Origin of the sequence: Sphingomonas sp. GCM10030256, from assembly GCF_042666415.1 — a bacterium.
Taxonomy (GTDB): domain Bacteria; phylum Pseudomonadota; class Alphaproteobacteria; order Sphingomonadales; family Sphingomonadaceae; genus Sphingomicrobium.
In genome coordinates this window covers 575788-591159 of record NZ_JBHTDI010000002.1, presented here as the reverse complement: position 1 = coordinate 591159, position 15372 = coordinate 575788, and the positions used below count along the sequence as shown (strand labels likewise).

The 15372-nt window shown below is 66.2% G+C and carries 21 protein-coding genes; 12 read left to right on the top strand and 9 right to left on the bottom strand.

The features are described 5' to 3' along the window. Positions 1–52: 52 nt before the first annotated feature. Both greA and ACFQPG_RS10720 read left to right on the top strand, forming a co-directional pair. A complete protein-coding gene (gene greA / locus ACFQPG_RS10725) occupies positions 53–526 on the top strand; it encodes a transcription elongation factor GreA (protein WP_380812909.1) in 474 nt (157 codons plus the stop codon). A gap of 105 nt (positions 527–631) precedes the next feature. Beyond that, positions 632–1255 carry a rhomboid family intramembrane serine protease gene (locus tag ACFQPG_RS10720; RefSeq protein ID WP_380812906.1) on the top strand — a complete coding sequence of 208 codons (624 nt, stop codon included), beginning with the start codon at positions 632–634 and terminating at the stop codon, positions 1253–1255. A 50-nt stretch (positions 1256–1305) separates the two neighbouring features. On the opposite strand, the gene ACFQPG_RS10715 is transcribed toward ACFQPG_RS10720, so the two are convergent. The 5 genes from ACFQPG_RS10715 to ACFQPG_RS10695 form a co-directional block, all read right to left on the bottom strand. Next, positions 1306–1530, bottom strand: a complete 225-nt coding sequence (locus ACFQPG_RS10715; protein ID WP_380812903.1) for a DUF4170 domain-containing protein — start codon at positions 1528–1530, stop codon at positions 1306–1308. Positions 1531–1655: 125 nt separating this feature from the next. After that, positions 1656–2054, bottom strand: coding sequence for a hypothetical protein (locus tag ACFQPG_RS10710; protein ID WP_380812901.1), 399 nt, complete (start codon positions 2052–2054; stop codon positions 1656–1658). Next, positions 2054–2407 carry a hypothetical protein gene (locus ACFQPG_RS10705; RefSeq protein WP_380812898.1) on the bottom strand — a complete coding sequence of 118 codons (354 nt, stop codon included), beginning with the start codon at positions 2405–2407 and terminating at the stop codon, positions 2054–2056. Before ACFQPG_RS10705 ends, ACFQPG_RS10710 begins: the two co-directional genes overlap by 1 nt. After that, on the bottom strand, positions 2404–2736 hold the full coding sequence (locus ACFQPG_RS10700) for a phage holin family protein (RefSeq protein ID WP_380812895.1): 333 nt from the start codon (positions 2734–2736) through the stop codon (positions 2404–2406). Before ACFQPG_RS10700 ends, ACFQPG_RS10705 begins: the two co-directional genes overlap by 4 nt. Positions 2737–2770: 34 nt before the next feature. Continuing rightward, the gene (locus ACFQPG_RS10695; RefSeq protein ID WP_380812892.1) at positions 2771–3448 is read right to left on the bottom strand and encodes a hypothetical protein; all 678 of its coding nucleotides are present in this window, start codon (positions 3446–3448) and stop codon (positions 2771–2773) included. 153 nt (positions 3449–3601) lie between these two features. Here ACFQPG_RS10695 and eno point away from each other — a divergent pair, with 153 nt between their 5' ends. From eno to ACFQPG_RS10650, 9 genes are all read left to right on the top strand, one after another. Further along, the gene (gene eno, locus ACFQPG_RS10690) at positions 3602–4891 is read left to right on the top strand and encodes a phosphopyruvate hydratase (RefSeq protein ID WP_380812890.1); all 1290 of its coding nucleotides are present in this window, start codon (positions 3602–3604) and stop codon (positions 4889–4891) included. An 87-nt stretch (positions 4892–4978) separates the two neighbouring features. After that, positions 4979–5800, top strand: a complete 822-nt coding sequence (locus tag ACFQPG_RS10685) for a LytR/AlgR family response regulator transcription factor (RefSeq protein WP_380812887.1) — start codon at positions 4979–4981, stop codon at positions 5798–5800. 88 nt (positions 5801–5888) lie between these two features. After that, positions 5889–6170, top strand: coding sequence for a hypothetical protein (locus ACFQPG_RS10680; protein ID WP_380812884.1), 282 nt, complete (start codon positions 5889–5891; stop codon positions 6168–6170). Positions 6171–6213: 43 nt separating this feature from the next. Continuing rightward, the gene (locus tag ACFQPG_RS10675; RefSeq protein ID WP_380812881.1) at positions 6214–6531 is read left to right on the top strand and encodes a septum formation initiator family protein; all 318 of its coding nucleotides are present in this window, start codon (positions 6214–6216) and stop codon (positions 6529–6531) included. 145 nt (positions 6532–6676) lie between these two features. Continuing rightward, the gene (gene pdhA / locus ACFQPG_RS10670; protein ID WP_380812878.1) at positions 6677–7732 is read left to right on the top strand and encodes a pyruvate dehydrogenase (acetyl-transferring) E1 component subunit alpha; all 1056 of its coding nucleotides are present in this window, start codon (positions 6677–6679) and stop codon (positions 7730–7732) included. After that, positions 7732–9117, top strand: a complete 1386-nt coding sequence (locus ACFQPG_RS10665) for a pyruvate dehydrogenase complex E1 component subunit beta (RefSeq protein ID WP_380812876.1) — start codon at positions 7732–7734, stop codon at positions 9115–9117. Before pdhA ends, ACFQPG_RS10665 begins: the two co-directional genes overlap by 1 nt. Before the next feature lie 91 nt (positions 9118–9208). Beyond that, the gene (locus ACFQPG_RS10660; protein WP_380812873.1) at positions 9209–9823 is read left to right on the top strand and encodes a hypothetical protein; all 615 of its coding nucleotides are present in this window, start codon (positions 9209–9211) and stop codon (positions 9821–9823) included. A gap of 62 nt (positions 9824–9885) precedes the next feature. Continuing rightward, a complete protein-coding gene (locus ACFQPG_RS10655) occupies positions 9886–10188 on the top strand; it encodes a hypothetical protein (RefSeq protein ID WP_380812870.1) in 303 nt (100 codons plus the stop codon). Positions 10189–10362: 174 nt separating this feature from the next. Then, positions 10363–10773, top strand: coding sequence for a BLUF domain-containing protein (locus tag ACFQPG_RS10650; RefSeq protein ID WP_380812868.1), 411 nt, complete (start codon positions 10363–10365; stop codon positions 10771–10773). Positions 10774–10789: 16 nt separating this feature from the next. On the opposite strand, the gene ACFQPG_RS10645 is transcribed toward ACFQPG_RS10650, so the two are convergent. The 3 genes from ACFQPG_RS10645 to ACFQPG_RS10635 are packed head-to-tail and all read right to left on the bottom strand — an operon-like array spanning position 10790 to position 12681. After that, positions 10790–11092 carry a hypothetical protein gene (locus ACFQPG_RS10645; protein ID WP_380812866.1) on the bottom strand — a complete coding sequence of 101 codons (303 nt, stop codon included), beginning with the start codon at positions 11090–11092 and terminating at the stop codon, positions 10790–10792. Positions 11093–11110: 18 nt separating this feature from the next. Continuing rightward, positions 11111–12451 (bottom strand): methylenetetrahydrofolate--tRNA-(uracil(54)-C(5))-methyltransferase (FADH(2)-oxidizing) TrmFO, encoded by a 1341-nt coding sequence (gene trmFO, locus ACFQPG_RS10640; protein WP_380812863.1) that lies wholly within the window; start codon positions 12449–12451, stop codon positions 11111–11113. Positions 12452–12501: 50 nt separating this feature from the next. Continuing rightward, a complete protein-coding gene (locus ACFQPG_RS10635; protein ID WP_380812860.1) occupies positions 12502–12681 on the bottom strand; it encodes a sugar transferase in 180 nt (59 codons plus the stop codon). A gap of 308 nt (positions 12682–12989) precedes the next feature. On the opposite strand from ACFQPG_RS10635, the gene ACFQPG_RS10630 reads away from it, so the two are divergent. Next, positions 12990–14414 carry an amino acid permease gene (locus ACFQPG_RS10630; RefSeq protein ID WP_380812857.1) on the top strand — a complete coding sequence of 475 codons (1425 nt, stop codon included), beginning with the start codon at positions 12990–12992 and terminating at the stop codon, positions 14412–14414. On the opposite strand, the gene ACFQPG_RS10625 is transcribed toward ACFQPG_RS10630, so the two are convergent. Continuing rightward, positions 14404–15336 carry a PilZ domain-containing protein gene (locus ACFQPG_RS10625; RefSeq protein ID WP_380812855.1) on the bottom strand — a complete coding sequence of 311 codons (933 nt, stop codon included), beginning with the start codon at positions 15334–15336 and terminating at the stop codon, positions 14404–14406. The genes ACFQPG_RS10630 and ACFQPG_RS10625 overlap by 11 nt on opposite strands. Positions 15337–15372: the final 36 nt, after the last annotated feature.

Below are 15372 nucleotides of genomic sequence, written 5' to 3'. Positions count from 1 at the left end.
GCCTCTTCCGGACGGCGCTGCGATCGGGGTCTTTAGTGAAAAGGAAAGCGTGATGGCGAGCGACAAGGTTCCGATGCTGGCCGAAGGCTATCGGCAGCTGGAGGCCGAGCTGAAGCGCCTGAAGCTGGAGCGGCCCCAGATCGTCGATGCGATCGAGGAAGCGCGCGCTCACGGTGACCTGTCGGAGAATGCCGAATATCACGCAGCCAAGGAGCGCCAGGGGCAGATCGAGGCGACGATCGCCGACATCGAAGACCGGCTGAGCCGCGCGCTGGTGATCGATCCGACGACCCTGTCGGGCGACAAGGTGGTGTTCGGCGCGACGGTCAGCCTGATCGACGAGGACGACAAGAAGATCCGCTATCAGCTGGTCGGCCAGACCGAGGCGGACGCCAAAGTGGGGCGGATCAGCTACAACAGCCCGCTCGGCCGGGCGCTAATCGGCCGGCAGGTCGGTGAGGAAGTGGAAGTGACCACGCCGTCTGGCGATCGCTATTACGAGATCGAGCAGATCGAATTCGTCTGAGACGCATCGTCGTCGCGAGAAGCGGAGCGACAAAGCAATCCAGTATCTTGGTGAACGGAGGAGAACTGGGTTGCGTCTCTTTGCTCGCAATGGCGAGGGTGTAGGATGAAGCGCCCCTCCACCACCGTTATCCTGACCGCGGTGACGTCGTTCGTTTCGCTGATGATCATGGCGGCCGGGCTCGACGGGCAGGCGGCGGGAGCGATGGGGCTCGTACCGGCACGGTTGTCGGGACAGCTGGACCTGGTGGGCGCCGTGCCGGCGTGGCTGACCCCGTTCAGCTGCACCCTCGTCCATGGTGGCATCCTGCACCTGTTCTTCAACATGCTGATGCTCGTGTGGTGCGGGACTGCGGTCGAGCGGCTGCTGGGAACGCCGGGGATGCTGACGATCTATGGCGTGAGCGCGATCGTGTCAGCGCTCGCGCAATGGATGTCCGCGCCGCTGGAGTTGAGCCCGGTGATCGGCGCCAGCGGAGCGGTCAGCGGCCTGATCGGAGCCTATGCGCTGAGCTTTGGCCGACCGCGAATGCTGGTGCAATCGCCCCGGTTCAACCGCTTCCTGCACGTCGTGTGGCTCGCCGCGGCCTGGGCTGTGCTGCAGCTGGCAGTAGGGTTCGTCGCGGGGGCTGAGGGACTGCTGCTGGCGACCCCGGCGCATATCGGCGGGTTTGTGGCCGGGCTGCTGTTGCAGCGGCCGCTGCTGTTATGGCGGTACCGGGGGGCCTGACTCGGGCGCCGGCTCGGGGCGAGCGTTTTCTACGCGGCGGAAAGAGGAGCCTACGCCTTTTTCTCGATCTCAGGCTCGAGCAGGCGATGCAGGTGGACCACGACATATTTCATCTCGGCATCGTCAACCGTGCGCTGTGCATTGGCGCGCCAGGCGTCTTCCGCGTCGGCATAATTGTCGAACAGACCAACAATGTGCATCTGATTGAGGTCGGTGAATTCCAGGCCCTGCGGATCCTTGACCCGACCGCCGAATACGAGGTGAAGCTTGCTCATGGGTGAGGGCGCCTAGCACAGCCTGGAGGGGCGCGTCACCCCGGCCCTGAGCCGGGTCCGCCTTCCTTCCTGTCGCGTGAGAGGAAAGAAGGCGGATGCCGGACCAAGACCGGCATGACGGCAGATCAGCTGTTCGCGTTACCCGATGACGAGCTGCCGCTCCCACCGAAGAACTCGCGGACCTTGTCGCCGGCCATTTCGTCGAACTTCTGCTTGCTCATCTCGCGAGCCCGGTCAGCGGCGCTGTAGCCGGCGTCGGTCAGCTTGGTGCCGAGCGGGCCGAGCAGTTCCTGTTCCTTCTGCGTCTTGGGCAGCACCGCGCCAAGGATCGCGCCAAGCGCCACGCCCGCGCCAACGGCGATCAGCGGGGAGTTGTCGATCTGGCGTCCTGCCGTTTCGCTGAGGTCCGAAAGCTTCTCCCGGGCGTCGACGGTACGGCTGTTGTTGCCTTCATACGCCGACTGCGAATTCGTGCTGCCGGTGTTGCTGCCGGTGCTGCTGCTGGTCTGATCGGTTCGTGCCATTATTCCAGTTCCTCAGGTTCAAGCGCCGAGCGGCGCCGAGTTGTTGTTGTATCGTCCTGGTCGTCTTCGCCGCGGAACCACCGTCCCACCGCCGCGAACAGCGGCTTTCGGGCTAGGAACAGCGCCGCCGCGGTGGCGACGCCGGCCGCCATCACCGGCTTGTCCTTGACCGCCGTGACCGTGTTGTCGGCGACCGTGATGCCCTTGTCCTTGGCCGCTTGCACGGCGTCGGACGTCAGCTTGCCGGGAGCGAGCCGCGCTTTCAGCTCGTCCATCGTTCCCATCAGCCGGGCCTTGGCGGCATCCGCCTCACCCCGGGCCCGTGCTTCGCGCACCTTTGCCGCGTCCGTCATGACTTGGCTCCGAATGCAGCCCGTGCCTTGCCGTACGCGAGGTAGCCGAGGATGCCGCCCACGGCGGCCAGGATGGCCACCGTCAGCAAGCCCGCGAGCGTGTCGCTCATCAGCGAGGCCAGGGCGACGAACAGGGTCGCGCACAGTGCCAGGAAAGCGGCGTGGATGAACAGCAGGCCGAGGACGCCGAGGATCGCCGGCACCTTGAGCGCATTCGCGCGCTCGGTGCCTACCGTCTTATAGTAATTGACCTCGGCGGCTGCGTAGGCCTTGCCGTCCTCCACGAGGCGATGGAAGAGGTCACCGACCCCTTCCGGTTCGCCCCTCACGGTCTCCGTCCGGTTCAATTCAGGCCGGCCGGGCTCAGCTGGACCGACGGCCCGAACGGTTACCGTTTCCATTGTTGCCCTCCTCCGGCAAACCGGCCTTGATCAGCCGGACGAGGCCAAAGCCCAGGATCGCGGCACCCGCGATCGCGACGCCCGGGCTCTTGCGCACCAGGTCGCGCGCATCGTCGACCAGCTCGTCGGGATCCTTGTTCGAGAGGCTGGTGGCGTAGCGTTCCAGCGCCTGGCCGGCCTTGCGGGCATAGTCGCCATATTGCGGGCCGAGCTGCTCCTCGATCTGCGCCGCGGTCTGGGTGACCAGGCCGGAGATGTTGGTCAACGTGCTGCTGCCGCGCTCAAGGCCCTGGCTGACCAGTCCGCGAGCGCGGGTGCCGGCCTCGTCCTTGACCTTGGTGGCGCCGGTGGAGAGCATACTCTTGACCCCTTGGCGGCCTTCGGACGTGTCGCTGCTCCCAGTGCTGCCGGTGCTCGCGCCAGTGCTGCTGCCGCCCGTAATAAGGTCGTCCGACCGGTCGCCGGCGGTTCCGCTCGACGTCACGGCGGACCGCGCTCCGGTGCTGTTGCTGGCGGAGCTGCCGCCGGTGTGGCTGGTGGTATCGCTACGGCCCGGGAGCCCGCTGCCACTGCTGCTTCCGCTGGCGCCGGAAATCACCGTATCCGTGCCCTCCGGCAAGTTGTTCTTGGTATCGGCCATCTGCCTCTCCCTGTACGAGTTACACAAAGTCTGCCCCAAGAACCCGGCAGACGCGCCCCCGTTCCGGCTCCGCGCCGAAAGTTGCCGGAAGTGCGGCGCGCCGATACAGGGCCGCAGCATAGAGGCCCCGCTAAGAAAAGGTACAAGACCGTAATGACCGCTATCCTCGACATCCATGCCCGCCAGATCCTGGACAGCCGCGGCAATCCTACGGTGGAGGTCGACGTCACCCTTGAGGATGGCAGCATGGGCCGGGCCGCGGTTCCGTCCGGCGCCTCGACCGGGGCGCATGAGGCGGTCGAGCTGCGCGACGGCGACAAGAGCCGGTGGGGCGGCAAGGGCGTGGGACAGGCAGTAGCGGCGGTGAATGGCCCGATCGCCGATGCACTGCTGGGGTTCGAGGCCGAGGACCAGGTCGAAATTGACGCGGAGATGATCGCGCTCGACGGTTCGGACAACAAGGGGAAGCTTGGGGCGAACGCGATCCTCGGCGTCAGCCTGGCGGCGGCGAGAGCGGCGGCAGAGGCGCGCGGGCTGCCGCTGTATCGCTACGTCGGCGGCGTGTCGGCGAACCTGCTGCCGGTGCCGATGATGAACATCCTCAACGGCGGCGCGCATGCCGACAATCCGATCGACTTCCAGGAGTTCATGGTGATGCCGGTCGGGGCGGAAAGCTTTTCGGAAGCGCTGCGCTGCGGAGCGGAGATCTTCCATGCTCTGAAGAGCGGGCTTCACGGGAAGGGACTGTCGACCGCGGTCGGAGACGAAGGCGGGTTTGCGCCGAACATCGCGTCGGCGCGCGAAGCGCTGGATCTCATCGGGCAGGCGACCGAGCAGGCCGGCTACCGCCTCGGCAACGACGTGCTGATCGCGCTCGATTGCGCGGCGACCGAGTTCTTCAAGGACGGCGCCTACCGGCTCGACGGCGAGGGGCGGACCCTCTCGCCCGAGGAGATGGCGGCCTATCTGGAGGAGCTGGCGCGCGATTATCCGATCGCGTCGATCGAGGACGGCATGGGCGAGGACGACATGGTCGGCTGGAAGGCGCTAACCGAGCGGGTCGGCGGCCGCGTGCAGCTGGTCGGTGACGACTTGTTCGTGACCAACGAAGCGCGGCTGGCTGACGGTATCCGCGACGGCCTCGCCAATTCGATCCTCGTCAAGGTCAACCAGATCGGGACGCTGACCGAGACGATCGACGCCGTGCGGCTGGCCCAGACCAGCGGTTACACCGCCGTCATGTCGCACCGCTCGGGCGAAACTGAGGACAGCACGATCGCCGACCTCGCGGTGGCGCTGTCGTGCGGACAGATCAAGACGGGCAGCCTGGCGCGGGCCGATCGGACGGCGAAGTACAACCAGCTGCTGCGGATCGAGGAAGAGCTTGGCGACGCGGCGCGCTATCCGGGGCGCGCGGCGGTCAAGGCCTACCGTCAGGCCTGACGCCCGACTGTCCACGAGAGCGGCGTGCTGCTCGCGGAGGAGAGGGGCGCGACTTGCGGTGAGCGTGGCGAGGGCCAATCTAGCGGCATGCGTTTCGATCGAGTCCTTGGCGCCGGTGGTGAGTCGGTGTGGCGCCGGCTGTTACTTGCCGCAGCGTTCTTCTGGTTCTTCAGCTATGTCATCATGTCGCTCCGCGGCCTGGTGGTGCCAGTCGCCCTGCCTGTTCTGAGCGGGCGACGGCTGTTCTCGACCCTTTCCGGGGCGTTGCTGTTCGTCGGCGCGGCGATTGCGCTTCGGCGCGCCGAGCCTGCGAGCGTGCCGGCGCGCGGGGCTCTGATGCTGCTGGCAAGCGTCACCGCAACCGCTTGCCTGTTCGCGATCCAGACCCTCGCCGAGCACGTCTTCAGCTGGTCGCCGCCGATCACAGCGGGCGACCAGGTTGGATGGCTGCTGATGTGGGCTGGCTATTTCGGGGCCTGGCTGACGGCGGTGGTGCCGGTGAGGAGGAGGGAAAAGGCTGCTGCCACCGTGGAGCCCGAACCCGCTTCCACCCAGACTGCGCCGACCGCGCTCGAGCCGATGGCGTCGGACACCCTCTGGGTTCAGAGCAATCGCGAAACCATCCGCGTCCCCGTCCGCGAAATCGAGTGGATCGAAGCGGAGGGCAATTACGCCCGCATCCATGCCGCGGGCGGCAAGGGGTTGGTGCGCGCGTCCTTGCGCTCCCTGCAGGGGCAGCTGGCGGACCATGGCTTTGTCCGGGTCCACCGCTCGACATTGTGCCGGAAGGACAGCATCCGTTCGCTACGACGGTCGGGAGCCAACCTTCGGGTGGTGCTGGAAAGCGGTTCGGAGCTGGCCGTGGGCCGGGCGTATGCGGCCGAGCTGACCAACGGCCTTAACCTGTAGCCGTCACCTGCCTGCCGTTCGTCACTGTTGATTGCGGTTCGTCCCATTGCGGGTGGTGAGATGACGCCGCGAGGGCGACTGACGACGGATGTTCCATTCGACCGACACCGCGCCCTGGTCCTGGCTGGTCGACCAGCTTGCCGCCGAGCTGGCCCGCAGCCCTTCTGCGAGCAGGGACGAGATCCTTCAGGCGCTGGACGCGTCGGCGGGCTACCGGCTCAACCCGGCTGACGGCCGACTGTCGCAGGTGGCGAGCAAGCGGCGCGAGTTGGTCGACCGGCTGCTGGAGCGTGTCGCCCGACACGACGCGGATCCGGGGCGAACCCTCATCCTCAACGAAAAATTTGCGAAAAGCGTTACGCTGGCGTGATCAGTCGCTTGCGCCGACTCCGCTTTTCTGATTCTGTGCCTTTATGGGAGGGGCAGCACACAAGAGCATGGGGTTGATCCGCCGCGCGGCCTTGCCGGCGCTGGCGTTGATCATCATCGGCAACTTCGCGACCTATGCGGTTGCGGGGCCGAATGGCTTGCTCGCGTGGGGCGGCTACAATCGCGCGCTGGAGGAGCGGCAGGTCGAGCTGGCCAAGCTTGAGGCCGAGCGCGACCACCTGCGCCGGCGCTCGGCGCTGCTGGATCCGCGCAAGGCGGATCCGGACATGGCCGACGAACTGGTCCGCCGCGACCTCGGCCTGGTGCGGCCGGACGAGGTGATCGTTCCGCTCGAGGATTGACGTTTTTCGAGCTCTACTTATTCTGTCGGCGTTGAAGCCACTGAATGGGTTCGTGGCTACGCTCTAGGGCATGACGAAGAGAATTGCTCCATCGGTTCCCGCACGATAGACGCGGCTGGCATCCCTGAACCGACAAGAGGTCCCCGTGGCGCGTTCCGCCAAAGCAAAAACTGCCGCCGATGCGGTCCCGCTGACGCCCAACCGCGAGCGCCCGAAGCAGCCGGAGCGATTCCGGGCGAGCAAGGAGCAGTTGCTCGACTTCTACAAGCAGATGCTGCTGATCCGCCGTTTCGAAGAGCGGGCGGGGCAGCTCTACGGCCTCGGCCTGATCGGCGGCTTCTGCCACCTTTATATCGGGCAGGAAGCCGTCGCCGTTGGCCTGCAGAGCGCGATGACTGTGGGCAAAGACAGCGTCATCACCGGCTACCGCGACCATGGGCACATGCTGGCCTATGGCATCGATCCCAAGGTGATCATGGCCGAGCTGACCGGGCGGGCTGCCGGTATCTCCAAGGGCAAGGGCGGCTCGATGCACATGTTCTCGGTCGAGCATGGCTTCTATGGCGGGCACGGGATCGTCGGGGCACAGGTGGCGCTCGGCACGGGGCTGGCGTTCAAGCACCAGTATAGCGGGGACGGCGGGGTGAACCTCGCTTACTTCGGCGACGGCGCCGCCAACCAGGGGCAGGTGTACGAGAGCTTCAACATGGCGAAGCTGTGGAACCTGCCGGTGATCTACGCCATCGAGAACAATCACTATGCGATGGGGACGAGCGTCGAGCGCTCGGCGTCGGAACCCGACTTTTATCGGCGCGGCGAGAGCTTCCAGATCCCGGGGCTGCAGGTCGACGGCATGGACGTGCTGGCGGTACGCGGCGCGGCCGAAACGGCGCTGGAATGGACCCGCTCGGGCAAGGGGCCGATCATCCTGGAGCTCAAGACCTATCGCTACCGTGGCCATTCAATGAGCGACCCGGCCAAGTACCGCAGCCGCGAGGAAGTACAGGACTATCGCGAGCACCGCGATCCGATCGATCGCGCCGCGAAGGAGCTGGAAGGCCTCGGCGTCTCGGCCGATGAGCTGAAGGCGATCGACAAGGAGATCAAGGACATCGTGGTCGAAGCTGCCAAATTCGCTGAAGAGGCACCGGAGCCGCATGCGGCCGAGCTGGCGACGGACGTGCTGGTGGAGAGCTACTGATGGGCATCGAGCTGAAGATGCCGGCGCTGTCTCCGACAATGGAGGAAGGCACGCTCGCCAAGTGGCTGGTCAAGGAAGGTGACGAGGTGAAGTCGGGCGACATCCTGGCCGAGATCGAGACCGACAAGGCGACCATGGAGTTCGAAGCGGTCGACGAAGGGACCATCTCCAAGATCCTGGTGCCGGAAGGCACGGACGGGGTGAAGGTCGGCACCGCTATTGCGCTGATGGGCGGGGAGGGGGAGGCGGCTCCGGCATCCGCGCCTGCCGCTCGGGCCAACGAGGCTCCGACGCCCTCGGATCAGAAGACGGAGACCGATGTCCCCACCCAAAAGGCCGACACCGGAACGGCGCAGCTAACTCCCAAGGTCGCGGTCGACCCGGAAGTGCCGGTCGGCACGGAGATGAAATCCACTTCCGTGCGCGAAGCGCTGCGCGACGCGATGGCGGAGGAAATGCGCCGGGACGAACGTGTGTTCGTGATGGGCGAGGAGGTTGCGCAATATCAGGGCGCGTACAAGGTGACCCAGGGGCTTCTCGACGAGTTCGGCCCGCGCCGCGTGGTCGACACGCCGATTACCGAATACGGCTTTGCAGGCCTGGGTTCGGGTGCGGCGATGGGCGGGCTCAAGCCGGTGATCGAATTCATGACGTTCAACTTCGCGATGCAGGCGATCGACCACATCATCAATTCGGCGGCGAAGACCAACTACATGTCGGGCGGACAGATGCGTTGTCCGATCGTATTCCGCGGCCCTAACGGGGCGGCGAGCCGGGTGGCCGCGCAGCATAGCCAGAATTACGGGCCGTGGTACGCGAGCGTGCCGGGCCTGGTGGTGATCGCGCCCTATGATGCGGCGGACGCCAAGGGGCTGCTCAAGGCGGCGATCCGGTCGGACGACCCGGTCGTGTTCCTGGAGAATGAGCTGCTCTACGGCGTCCAGTTCGACGTTCCGCAGGTCGACGATTGGGTGCTGCCGATCGGCAAGGCGCGGATCATGCGGGAGGGCAAGGACGTCACGGTCGTCAGCTATTCGATCGGCGTCGGAGTAGCGCTCGAGGCCGCGGAAACGCTGGCGGACGAGGGCATCGAGGCCGAGGTGATCGACCTCCGTACGCTCCGGCCGCTCGACAAGCAGGCGGTGCTGACCTCGCTCGCTAAGACCAACCGGCTGGTCGTGGTCGAGGAAGGCTGGCCGACCTGCTCGATCTCCTCCGAAATCATGGCGATCTGCATGGAGGAGGGCTTCGACGACCTCGATGCCCCGGTGATGCGGGTGACGGACGTCGACGTCCCACTGCCCTATGCCGCGAACCTCGAGAAGATGGCGCTGATCAAGGCGGAGGATGTGGTGAAGGCGGCGAAGGCGGTTTGTTACCGCTAATCTCCGTACCTCCTCCTCCCGTGTGTCGGGAGACGTTCTGCTGCTGAAGAGAGACGTGTCTCGACCTCGCTCGAAAGGAACGGGTCAGGGCGTGGCTCAGCCAACCAAAGACCGCGATCTTGTTCGCCTTTACTGGCCGCCCGACCTGCGGCCAGCGTTCGACGCCTTGTTCGCGATAGAGGACGCGATGGCCGAGGTGATGGCAGGCGCCTCGCAGCCGGCGCTGGCAGCGATCAAGCTGGCCTGGTGGCGTGAGGCGCTGGAGAAGCTCGACTCTCAATCGGCGCCGGCGGAACCCCGGCTTCGGGCGGCCGCGGGCGAGGTTCTGCCGCGGGGGGTCAAAGGTGTCGAACTGGGCAGGTTGGAAGAGGGTTGGGCGGCGCTTCTGTCGGAACAGCCCGATCCTCAGGCGGTGCTGGAGCGCGGCGCGGTGCTGTTCGGACTTGGCGCCCGCCTGCTCGGCGGCGATGAGAGCCCCGGACTTGCCGCGGCTGGACGACTGTATGTGGCGAGCCAGCTGCTGCGGCGCGGCCGTTCACCGGCCGGTCTGGACGTGCCGAGCCACTTCCCGAAGATGCCGCGCGCGCTGCGTCCGTTGACGGGGCTGGCCGCGCTCGCCCGCCGCGATCTCGGCGCTACGATAGAACCGGAAGCCACCCCCGGCCGGGCGTGGACTTTGTTGCGTCACCGCCTCACTGGTCGTTGACAAGCCACAGGCCAGGTCGGAAGAAGCGCGCGCCGAATCCTGTACAAAATGGGGAGTTGCGCATGTGGCGCTTCTTCGCCGGGGTGGCGGCCTGTTTCCTGATGATGACGGGTGCTTTCCTGCTGTGGCAGAGGCGGGCGCCTGCCGAGACCCAATTGCCAGAGGCGCCCGTTCTTGCCGGGCCACAGGACGCGCTGGCGCCGCTGGAGCCGCGCCGACCGCCGACCGCCAGCGCCAAGTCGCGCGATGAGAAACGCTTCGCCCGTGCCGACAAGGATGATGACGGCAAGATCACTTGCGAAGAATTGTTGAGCCGCGTCGCAAGGCCTTCGCCAAGCTGGACAAGAACGGCAACGGAGCGCTGAGCTTCGAGGAGTGGGGGTCAAGACGGTGGACAAGTTCGCCGGCGCCGACCGCGACCGGTCCGGATGGCTGACCGCGGTGGAATTCGCGACGGCCGCGCCCGGGCCGGCCAAACGCAAGGCCGCCTGTTCCTGCTGAGGCCTTGCATGCGGACGCCCGTCGGCTAGTTTGACGTCATGGAACTCAAGGCGTTGACCTACACCAGCTGGGCCAAACCCGGCATCGGTGATGGCGATATCGAAGCCATCCTTCGGTCGGCCCGCACCAACAATCCCCTCGAGGGTCTGACGGGCGTGCTCATCTTCAATGGCAGTGCGTTTTTCCAGCTGCTGGAAGGAAGCGAGCAGGCGGTGAACGACATGTACGAGCGCCTGTCTAATGACTCTCGGCACTGGAACATGTTCGTCCGCGAGCAGAAGGTGATCGCCGAGCGGGCATTCCCCGACTGGTCGATGTCCTACCTTCGCCTTGAGAATAGCGAGTTCATCGGGGAAGTGGAGGTCGAGCGCGCCCTGCGCCGGGCGGTGCCGGAGCCGACGCGCAACATCATGCGAGCGCTGACGCAGTCGGTGACGCAGGAGCGCTGACGGGTCCCGAGGCGGGCTAGGCCGCGCCGCGCGCTGAGCTCGCGAAGGCGGGCACGGCCGCCTCGGGATGCGCATCGAGCCAGACCTGAAGCATGCCCGGATAGCTGTCCTCAAGCCCGTTCATTCGAACGAAGCTGGTGTAATTGCCATGTTCCGCCCAGCCTCGGTCGAACATGATCAGCCGAGCACGAGGCAGCATCTGGTGAGCACATCCGATCAGGCGGTCCGCCGCTGAGGCAGAGTCCGCCAGGCGATCATGGCGCAAGGCAAGGGTGCTTCGCCCACTTCCCAGGAGCTTGCTGAAGAACCCGCGCGCCATGCGCACCTTCCCCCGTTGTCAGGCGGGCTCAGTCTGGCTGTTCGGCGTCGCGATTGCCAGCCAGTTGCCGAAGGCCTGCCGGGCACGGTCGGTGTACATCCTCTTACGGTCGGCCTTTTTCGTGCGGCCGGGGATAGGGGGCATCAGGCCGAAGTTGACGTTCATCGGCTGATAGGTCTCGGCTGCGGCGCCGCCGGTGATGTGACCGAGCAGTGCGCCGAGCGCTGTTTCGACCGGAGGCGCGGGAAGGACAGCGCCGCGGTACTCGGCAGCGGCGAAGCGGGCGGCGACAAGTCCGATCGCAGCGCTTTCCACATAGCCCTCGCAGCCGGTGATTTGCCCGGCGAAGCGGATGTTTGGCCGGGACTTCAGGCGCAGCTGGCCGTCGAGCAGTTCGGGCGAGCGGATGAAGCTGTTGCGGTGGATGCCGCCGAGCCGCGCGAATTCGGCATTCTCCAGACCCGGGATGGTGCGGAAGATGCGGACCTGCTCGCCATGCTTCAGCTTGGTTTGAAAGCCGACCATGTTCCACAAGGTGCCGAGGGCGTTGTCCTGGCGGAGCTGGACCACGGCATAGGGCCAGCGGCCGGTGCGCGGGTCGTCCAGGCCGACTCCCTTCATCGGCCCGAAGCGCAGGGTCTCGGGGCCACGTTCGGCCATCACCTCGATCGGCATGCAGCCCTCGAAATAGGGTGTGTCCTGCTCCCAATCCTTGAAGGGCGTCTTCTCGCCCTCGTTCAACGCGGCGACGAAGGCATGATACTGGTCCTTGTCGAGCGGGCAGTTGATGTAGTCCTTGCCGCCCTTGTCCCACCTCGCTGCCATCCAGCAGATGTCCATGTCGATGCTGTCGCGGTGGACGATCGGCGCAATGGCATCGAAGAAGGCCAGCGCGTCCGACCCGGTTTCCGCGGCGATTGCCTGGGCGAGGGCGGAGCCGGTGAGCGGACCGGTGGCGATGATCGCCGGGTGATCGGGAAGGGAGTCGATCCGCTCGCGCACGACCAAGATGTTTGGGTGAGCACCGATGCGGGCACTGACCTCGGAGGCAAAGGCTTCGCGGTCGACCGCCAGCGCCGACCCGGCGGGGACGCGGTGCTGGTCCGCGCAGGCCATGATCAACGAGCCGAGCGTGCGCATCTCCTGGTGGAGCAGTCCGACGGCGTTGTTGTCGGCGTCGTCCGAGCGGAAACTATTGGAGCAGACCATCTCGGCCAGGCGGTCGGTTTCGTGCGCCGGGGTGCAGTGGCCCCCGCCGCGCATCTCGGACAGGTGGACGGTGAGCCCGGCCTCTGCCAGCTGCCATGCGGCCTCGGAGCCAGCGAGGCCGCCGCCGACGATGTGGATGTCGTGGGTCATGGCGGCGCCTTTAGCGCGCGCCGAAGCCGTTCACCATGGTGCGCGCGGTCTTACAGGATCAGCAGGTCGAGCCAGGGCGAAAAGTGTTTGATGTAGTAGAAGTCGAACTGCAGTTTGCGACGAACGTCCTCGACCTCAGCGACATGGCCCTGGTTGACCTGCGCCCAGCCCGAGAGGCCGGCTTCACGACGTGGCGGTAGCGATAGAAGGGCAGCTCGCCGACGTACCACAATGACAGGACCTCGGCCTCCGGACAGGACCGGATCCAGTCGGATCGATGTCCAGCCCCGTAACCTCGAAATGGTCCGACAGGGCAACGGCTAGCGGAAGCCCGACATAGCGAGCTCTTCAGCGACGCAATTGATAGTAGGAGCTTGGGCGAAGGAGCCGCAAGGAGCCGCGGACTCGCCTTGCGACCGGTGGAGATATTCGTGAGGAATCAGGCGACCGGGCTTGACCCGGGATCGGCCTTTCTTTCCAACGGCGCTGAAAGAACAGGTGGACCCCGGCTCCCGGCCGGGCGACGGGGGCAGTGGCGATGAAGAATTGGAATGTCAGGAAAGCGGTCGTCTCGCGCGAGGAGATGCCGGAACATCATCGGCTGACCCAGTCACTGTCTTGGCCGCACCTGATCGCGCTTGGCGTCGGGGCCATCGTCGGCACGGGCATTCTGACGCTGATCGGCGTCGGCGCGGGCAAGGCCGGACCGGCGGTGATCCTGTCGTTCGCCATTGCCGGAGTGATCTGCGCCTGCGCCGCGCTGGCCTATGCCGAGGTTGCGACGATGATTCCGACGTCGGGATCGGCCTACACCTACAGCTATGTCGTGTTCGGGGAGCTGGTCGCATGGATGATCGGCGTCGCGCTCATCCTGGAATATAGCTTGGTGGTGAGTGCCGTCGCGGTCGGCTGGTCGGGCTATGCCGCGGGCTTCATGCAATCGGTCGGATTGGCGCTGCCCTCGGCGCTGGTGCAAGGGCCGGAGCTTGGCGGGATCATCAACCTGCCGGCGATCTTCATTATCTGGGTCGTGGCGGGGCTGCTGATCGCCGGGACTCGTGAGAGCGCGACGCTCAACGGGCTGCTGGTGCTGGTGAAGCTGGCCGCGCTGGCGCTGTTCATCGCGGTTGCATTGCCGGTGTTCGACGCGGCGAATTTTGAGCCGTTCATGCCCTATGGCTTCGGCCGCTCGGGGCCGTCGGGGAGCGAGGTGGGCGTGATGGCCGCTGCGGCGATCATCTTCTTCGCCTTTTACGGGTTCGACGCCATTGCCACGGCCGCGGAGGAGGCCAAGAACCCGGGGCGTGACCTGGCGATCGGAATTGTCGGATCGATGCTGCTGTGCGTGCTGATCTACATGGCGGTCGCAGCGGCGGCGATCGGAGCGATCAGCTATACCCGCTTCGCTGACAGCGCGGAGCCGCTGGCACTGATCCTTCGCGACATCGGGCAGGGTTGGGCGGCACGGCTGCTCGGCGCGTCGGCGGTGATTGCGCTGCCAACCGTGATCCTAGCCTTTTTCTACGGGCAGAGCCGCATCTTCTTCACGGTGGCTCGCGACGGCCTGCTGCCGCAGTCGCTCGCCCGCGTGTCGGCGCGCGGAACGCCGGTGCGGATCACGGTCTTCACCGCGGTGCTGATGTCGGTCGTGGCGGGCATCTTCCCGTTGGCGGACATTGCGGCGCTGGCCAATGCCGGGACGTTGGCCGCATTCGTGGCGGTGTGCGCCGCAATGCTGGTGATGCGCCGCCGCGCGCCGGGTGCGGAGCGGCGCTTCCGCGCTCCATTGCCGTGGCTGGTCGGCCTGGGCGGGATCGGCGGCTGCCTGTACCTGTTCGCCAGCCTGCCGACGCAGACGCAATTGTTCTTCCTGGTCGCGCAGCTGATCGGGCTGGGGCTTTACGCCATTTACGGTGCCGGAGCCGCCGCCCGGGCACGGGACGGAACCGCCGCTAGCGCTTGAGATAGCCTTCGAGTTCGGCCTTGAGGTCGGACAGCGAAAGCCGGCCCCACTCGTCGGCCCACGGTGACCCAACCGCGCTTTCCTGCCGATATTCCGGCTGCGCCCAAAGCGCGGAAGCCACTTGCGGTCGGGTGCGGACAAGCGCGCTGACATCGAAGCCGTCCTTGAACCGGAGCCCGGCCTGGTCGCCATGCGACCAGTGGACGATCGCGAACGGAGTGCCCGCTTCGCCGAGATCCAGCAGCAGCTCGGCCTCCACCGGCAGGGATCCGGCCCCTTCGATCATCGCTCCCGATGCCGAGATGTTGCGCAAGCGAACCGGATGGCTGTCATGGTTGTAGTGGACGTGGCCGGTCCAGATCATCGGGTGGCGGAGAGTGGCGCGGCGGCTGTCTTCATCCACCGGCTGCACAGATTCGAACTCGCTCGCCTTGGGCAGCGGCGGCTCTCGCTCGCCCAGCGTGATCGCCACGTCGGGGAAGCTCCGGGCCAGAACGCCGCGCAGCAGTTCGTCACGAACGGCAGGGTCGACGTCGATCCGCGTTTCGTGGGCGAACTCCAGACCGATGCGGTCGTCGCGGAGCCACCGCACCGCGGCTTCCAGGACGCCGCAATCACCAAGCTGGAGCTCGACGAGGTCCCACAGTTGCGGGCGGAAAGAGGCGGAGATCATCGCGCCGCCGCCGGAGAGATTGACCAGGGCGACTTCGTGCCACTCGCCGTTCCAGCAAGCGGTCGCCATTTCGCTCGACAGGCGGTGACGATCGTCGTCGCGATGATCGACCCGGCGAACTTCTTCCCGCGGGATCACGACCCGGTCCAGGCTGTCGCTGGTTTCGCCGGGCTCCCGCACTTCCTTCTGCCGAAGCAGCGGATCGCGGAGCGGAGCGCCCGACATCAGCCTTGACCGGAACTTGTTCATATCCACCCCTCGCGCACGAGCCCGGCGGGACTCTAA